Source organism: Streptomyces cahuitamycinicus (assembly GCF_002891435.1).
Taxonomy (GTDB): domain Bacteria; phylum Actinomycetota; class Actinomycetes; order Streptomycetales; family Streptomycetaceae; genus Streptomyces; species Streptomyces cahuitamycinicus.
In genome coordinates this window covers 1-5,148 of the sequence record NZ_POUC01000509.1, presented here as the reverse complement: position 1 = coordinate 5,148, position 5,148 = coordinate 1, and the positions used below count along the sequence as shown (strand labels likewise).

Sequence of the window (5,148 nt, the reverse complement as noted above, 5' to 3'; positions counted from 1 at the left end):
CTCCCAGCCCGCCTACGGCTATCCGCAGGCGCAGCAGCCCTCGCCGCTGCAGCAGGCGCCCGCGGCGTACATCCCGCAGCAGGCCACCGCTCCGCGCGGCTACCCCGGCCCCCAGCCGCAGCAGCCGCGTCCGGCGGCCCCAGCGGGCTACGAGGCCATGCGCCCCGCGGCTCCCCGGCCGGCCCCGGCTCCCTATCAGGACCCGTACAACAACCAGCAGTACCGCGGGTACTGAGCCGGCCTCCGCGGGCTGTCCTGTCGGTGCCGGCTGGCACGATGGCCCCATGGGGAACGCTCACCTGCACTCGATTCACGTCCATCCGGTCAAGGCGGTCCGGGGCCTGGCGCCCCGGGAGGCCGTCGTCGAGCCCTGGGGGCTGGCCGGAGACCGGCGCTGGGTGCTGATCGACGACGGGGGAAAGGTCGTCACGCAGCGCCGGCAGCCGCGCGTCGCGCTCCTCGCCGCCGAGCTCCAGCCCGGTGGCGGTGTCCGTCTGTCCGCGCCCGGCAGGCCGACGTTGGCGGTGCCCGTTCCCCGGCCCGTCGTGACCGTGCCGGTGGAGATCTTCCGCGACAAGGTCGAGGCGATCCCGGCCGAGGACGAGGCCGCGCACGCGTGGGTCAGCTCCTGCCTCGGCTTCGAGGCGCGCCTGGTGTACATGGACGACCCGGCCACCCGTCGGCCCCTCGCCCCGGAGTACGCGCGGCCCGGTGAGACCGTCTCCTTCGCCGACGGCTTTCCGCTGCTGCTCACCACGACGGCTTCGCTCGACGCCCTCAACTCCCTGATCGCGCGCGGCGAGCACGCCGGCGAGGGCCCGCTGCCCATGAGCCGCTTCCGGCCGAACGTGGTCGTGGCGGGTACCTCGGCCTGGGCCGAGGACGACTGGTCGCGCATCGCCGTCGGGGAGGTGCCCTTCCGTGTGGCCAAGCCCTGCGGCCGTTGCGTGGTGACCACCACCGACCAGGGCACGGGCGAGCGGGGGCACGAGCCCCTGTTCAGCCTGGGGCGCCATCGCCGCCTCGGCGGCAAACTGGTCTTCGGTCAGAACCTGGTACCGCTGTCCCGCGGCACGATCCGGGTGGGGGACCCGGTCAGGATCCTCGAATAGCTCTTCGGGCGAAGCGGGAACCGCGCCGCGGGCCCGGGCGTTGGCCTGTATGAGAAATTCATGAGAGGCCCCGGGGGGGAAGTGATGTCGCTCTCTCTTCGACGGGTCCGTGCGTGGGCGGCTCCGCCGGAGGAGTATCACGGAGCGGGAAGGGGGTGCGGGCGGTGCGAGCGATCAGCGGACTCTGGCGCTGGCGGCGCAATCCGCTGTGCCGCGCGACCGACCTGGCCGAGGCCTGGGTGGCCCTGGCCGCCCTGATGCTGATCCTGCTGGCCGCCCCGCTGGCCGGCTCGCTCGTCGGGGGCACGGCTGAGGACGCCCTGCAGCGCTCCGTCCGGGCGCAGCACGAGGCGCGGCAGCTGGTGACGGCCACCGTGGTCCGCAAGCTGGACCCCTCCCCGCTGGACGCCGACCCGGAGACCTCGTCGGGCAGGGATCTGCGCACCCGCGTCCTCGCCGACTGGACGGCGCCGGACGGCACCGCGCACCAGGGCCCCGTCCTGGCGGGCCTCAAGGACCCGCAGGAGGGCGACGAGTTCCGGATATGGACCGACCGGCACGGCCGGCTGGTGCCCCGCCCGCTCGACTCCGCGACGGCCTCGACGCACGCGGTCCTCGCCGGCTTCGGTGCCGCCCTGGCGACGGGCGGTCTCATCGAGGGCGGGAGACGGCTGATCGTCTGGCGCATGGTCCGCCGCCGGTACGCCCGTTGGGACCAGGCATGGGACAAGGCGGGCCCGGACTGGGGCAGGACGGGCGCCGGCAACTGACGGCTCCCGGCTCTGGTCAACCCACCACCCGCGCGCACGCTACGGTGGTCCGGCCGAACCGTTCGGCACAACCCGCGCGCGAGCGAGCCCCAGGGACGCGCCCCGAGGGCGGACGAGCCATCAGTACGACCGAGGTGGGGGCACGGCTACACCATGGCACAGGGCACGGTCCAGGTGACGCACACCGGCACGTCGCGGTGGCGGCGCCGCACAGGTGAGTACGCATCGCTCGCCGCCGCCCTGGAGGCCGCGGCCGACGGGGACGTCCTCACCATCGCGCCCGGCACCTACCGGGAGAACCTCGTCCTGCAGCGCGCGGTGACCCTGCGCGGCCCCGAGGGCTCCCCCGGCTCCGTGCGGATCGCGCCCGTGGACGGCGTGCCGCTGACCGTGCGCGCCTCTGCGGTGGTGCAGGACCTCCATGTGGAGGGCCAGGACGCGGCCGCCCCTGCCGTGCTGGTCGAGGAGGGCACCCCGGAGCTGCGCGACGTACGGGTCGTGACGCGGTCTGCGGCCGGCATCGAGGTGCGCGGCAGCGCCCGGCCCACGGTCCGGCGCTGCGCGGTCGACAACCCGGCGGGCATCGGCATCGCCGTACTCGACGGCGCGGGCGGGGTGTTCGAGGAGTGCGAGGTCGTCGCGGCCGGCCAGGCGGGCGTGGTGGTGCGCGGTGGCGCCCACCCGCGACTGGAGCGCTGCCGGATCCACCACACCTCGGGCTCGGGCCTGTCGGCGACCGGGGAGAACTCCGCGCTGGAGGCGGTCGGCTGCGAGATCTACGAAGTGCGGGGCAGCGGTGTGCAGATCACCGGCCGGGCCACGGCACACCTCACCGACTGCGATGTGCACCGCACGACGGCCGACGGGGTCACGCTCGACACGGACGCGGTGCTGACCCTCGCCGACTGCCGCATCCACGACATCCCGGAGAACGCGGTGGACCTGCGCTCCCGTTCCGTTCTCACGCTGACCCGCACCACGGTGCGGCAGTTCGGGCGCAACGGCCTGTCGGTGTGGGACCCGGGCACGCGGGTGGACGCCAACCAGTGCGAGATCTTCGACAGCACGGGCGACTACCCGGCGGTGTGGGTCAGCGACGGTGCCACCGCCGTCCTGGACTCCTGCCGAGTGCACGACGTGCCGGACGCGCTGTTCGTCCTCGACCGCGGCTCGCGCGCCGACGTCGTCGACAGCGACCTGTCGCAGGTGCGCAACACGGCGGTGTCGGTGAGCGACGGCGCGACCGCGCAGCTCGACGACTGCCGGATCCGGGACGCGGCGACGGGCGCCTGGTTCCGCGACCACGGCAGCGGTGGCACGCTCAGCAACTGCACGGTGGACGGCACGCAGACCGGCGTGATCGTCACCAAGGGCGCCGACCCGACCGTGGAGCGCTGCACGATCGACTCGCCGGCGGAGGCGGGCGTCTACGTCTCGGCCGGAGGTCGCGGCAGCTTCCAGAACTGCCGGGTGACGGGCAGCGGCGGCTACGGCTTCCATGTGATCGACGGTAGCCGTACGACGCTGCGCAAGTGCCGCACGGAGCGGTGTGCGCGCGGGGGCTACGAGTTCGCGGACAGCGGCGCGGACGCCGCGTCCGGGGCGGGCCCCCTCGTCGAGGACTGCACGAGCGACGAGAGTGCCGGGCCGCGTGCGCCCGCGGCACCGGCGACGGCCGTGCAGACGGTGAGCCATTCCCCCGGCCTGCTGGGCGCGGTCCCGGGACAGCGCACCGAGCCGGAGCCGCCGACGCCGGCCGCCGAGCCCGGGCAGCCGGCCCGCACCTCCAAGGACGTTCTCGGTGAACTGGACGCGCTGGTGGGGCTGGAGAGCGTCAAGCGCGAGGTGCGCGCCCTCACCGACATGATCGAGGTCGGCCGGCGCCGGCAGCGGGCCGGTCTGAAGGCGGCCTCGGTCAAGCGGCACCTGGTTTTCACCGGCTCCCCCGGCACCGGCAAAACGACGGTCGCGCGGCTCTACGGCGAGATCCTCGCCTCGCTCGGCGTGCTGGAGAAAGGGCACCTGGTCGAGGTGTCCCGCGTGGACCTGGTCGGCGAGCACATCGGCTCGACGGCGATCCGCACGCAGGAGGCGTTCGAGAAGGCGCGCGGTGGCGTGCTGTTCATCGACGAGGCGTACGCGCTGTCCCCGGAGGACGCGGGCCGCGACTTCGGCAAGGAGGCCATCGACACGCTGGTGAAGCTGATGGAGGACCACCGGGACGCGGTCGTGGTGATCGTCGCGGGCTACACGGCCGAGATGGAGCGCTTCCTGTCGGTCAACCCGGGTGTGGCGTCCCGCTTCTCCCGGACCATCACGTTCAGCGACTACGGCCCCGAGGATCTGCTGCGGATCGTGGAGCAGCAGGCCGAGGAGCACGAGTACCGGCTGGCGCCGGGCGCGCCGGAGGCCCTGCGGAAGTACTTCACGGTGCTGCCCAAGGGCCCGGCCTTCGGCAACGGCCGTACCGCACGGCAGACGTTCGAGGCCATGGTCGAACGGCACGCGAGCCGGGTCGCCCAGTTTCCGGAGCCGAGCACGGACGACCTGACCCTCCTCTACGCCGAGGATCTGCCCGAGCTGCTCTGAGACTCCCGCGGTGCGGCCGGTGCTCTCAGGATCCCGCTGTTCGGCGGATGCTCTGAGGATCCGCTGTTCGCCGGATGCGCTGAGGATCCCGCTGTTCGCCGGATGTGCTGAGCATCCGCCTACGCGGCGGGCGGCTCGGGCTGGTGACGCGGCGAAGGCACCTCCCCGGCCGCCGGGTCCCCCGGCCGCAGTCGCGCCAGCAGCTTGCGGCGTTCCTCGGCGAAGACCGGATCGGCCTGGTAGTCGGAGTGACCGAGGATCGGCGCGGGCAGCGGCAGGAGGTCGGTACGGCCGTAGGCGAGAGGGTCCATCAGGGGGGCGTGGTCGACCTGCGGGCCGCGGTCGCCGGGCAGGCGCACCGGGCCGCCGATGGGGTCGGTGAGCCGGTGGAGGTTGCGCCAGCAGTCGACGTCCCGGTGCAGGGAGCTGAGCGCGGTAGGGCCGAAGTGCGCCGGGAACCAGCGGCCGTAGAGGCGCTCCAGCGGGGAGCCGTAGGTCAGCAGTGCGACCCGTTTGCGGGCGGACGGGGCGAGTTGCCAGGCCGCGGCGGCGGCGAGGACGCTGCCCTGCGAGTGCCCGGAGATGACCAGCCGTCCGCCGGTGGCGCGGGTCCAGGTGGCCATCCGCCAGGTCAGGTCGGGCACCGCGCGCTCGGCGTAGCAGGGCGGGGCGAAGGG

The 5,148-nt window shown here is 73.9% G+C and carries 4 protein-coding genes and 1 pseudogene; 4 read left to right on the top strand and 1 reads right to left on the bottom strand.

Annotated features, from left to right (window positions below; translation table 11 throughout):
• The 4 genes from C1J00_RS37945 to C1J00_RS37930 all read left to right on the top strand — a co-directional run.
• The coding region (locus tag C1J00_RS37945; RefSeq protein ID WP_342751787.1) for a DUF6643 family protein at nucleotides 1–235 on the top strand (235 nt) is incomplete at its 5' end.
• A gap of 49 nt (nucleotides 236–284) precedes the next feature.
• Nucleotides 285–1,112: an MOSC domain-containing protein gene (locus C1J00_RS37940; RefSeq protein ID WP_102913446.1), complete on the top strand. Its 828-nt coding sequence runs from the start codon at nucleotides 285–287 to the stop codon at nucleotides 1,110–1,112.
• A gap of 164 nt (nucleotides 1,113–1,276) precedes the next feature.
• Nucleotides 1,277–1,882 (top strand): Rv1733c family protein, encoded by a 606-nt coding sequence (locus C1J00_RS37935; protein WP_102913447.1) that lies wholly within the window; start codon nucleotides 1,277–1,279, stop codon nucleotides 1,880–1,882.
• Between the two features lie 153 nt (nucleotides 1,883–2,035).
• Nucleotides 2,036–4,471 carry a right-handed parallel beta-helix repeat-containing protein gene (locus C1J00_RS37930; RefSeq protein WP_102913445.1) on the top strand — a complete coding sequence of 812 codons (2,436 nt, stop codon included), beginning with the start codon at nucleotides 2,036–2,038 and terminating at the stop codon, nucleotides 4,469–4,471.
• 119 nt (nucleotides 4,472–4,590) lie between these two features.
• On the opposite strand, the pseudogene C1J00_RS37925 reads toward C1J00_RS37930, so the two are convergent.
• Nucleotides 4,591–5,148: pseudogene (locus C1J00_RS37925) on the bottom strand (hypothetical protein); the annotation flags it as partial.

Coding starts and splice junctions, on each gene's coding strand:
- C1J00_RS37940 (WP_102913446.1), top strand. CDS start 285: ATGGGGAACGCTCACCTGCACTCGATTCACGTCCATCCGGTCAAGGCG.
- C1J00_RS37930 (WP_102913445.1), top strand. CDS start 2,036: ATGGCACAGGGCACGGTCCAGGTGACGCACACCGGCACGTCGCGGTGG.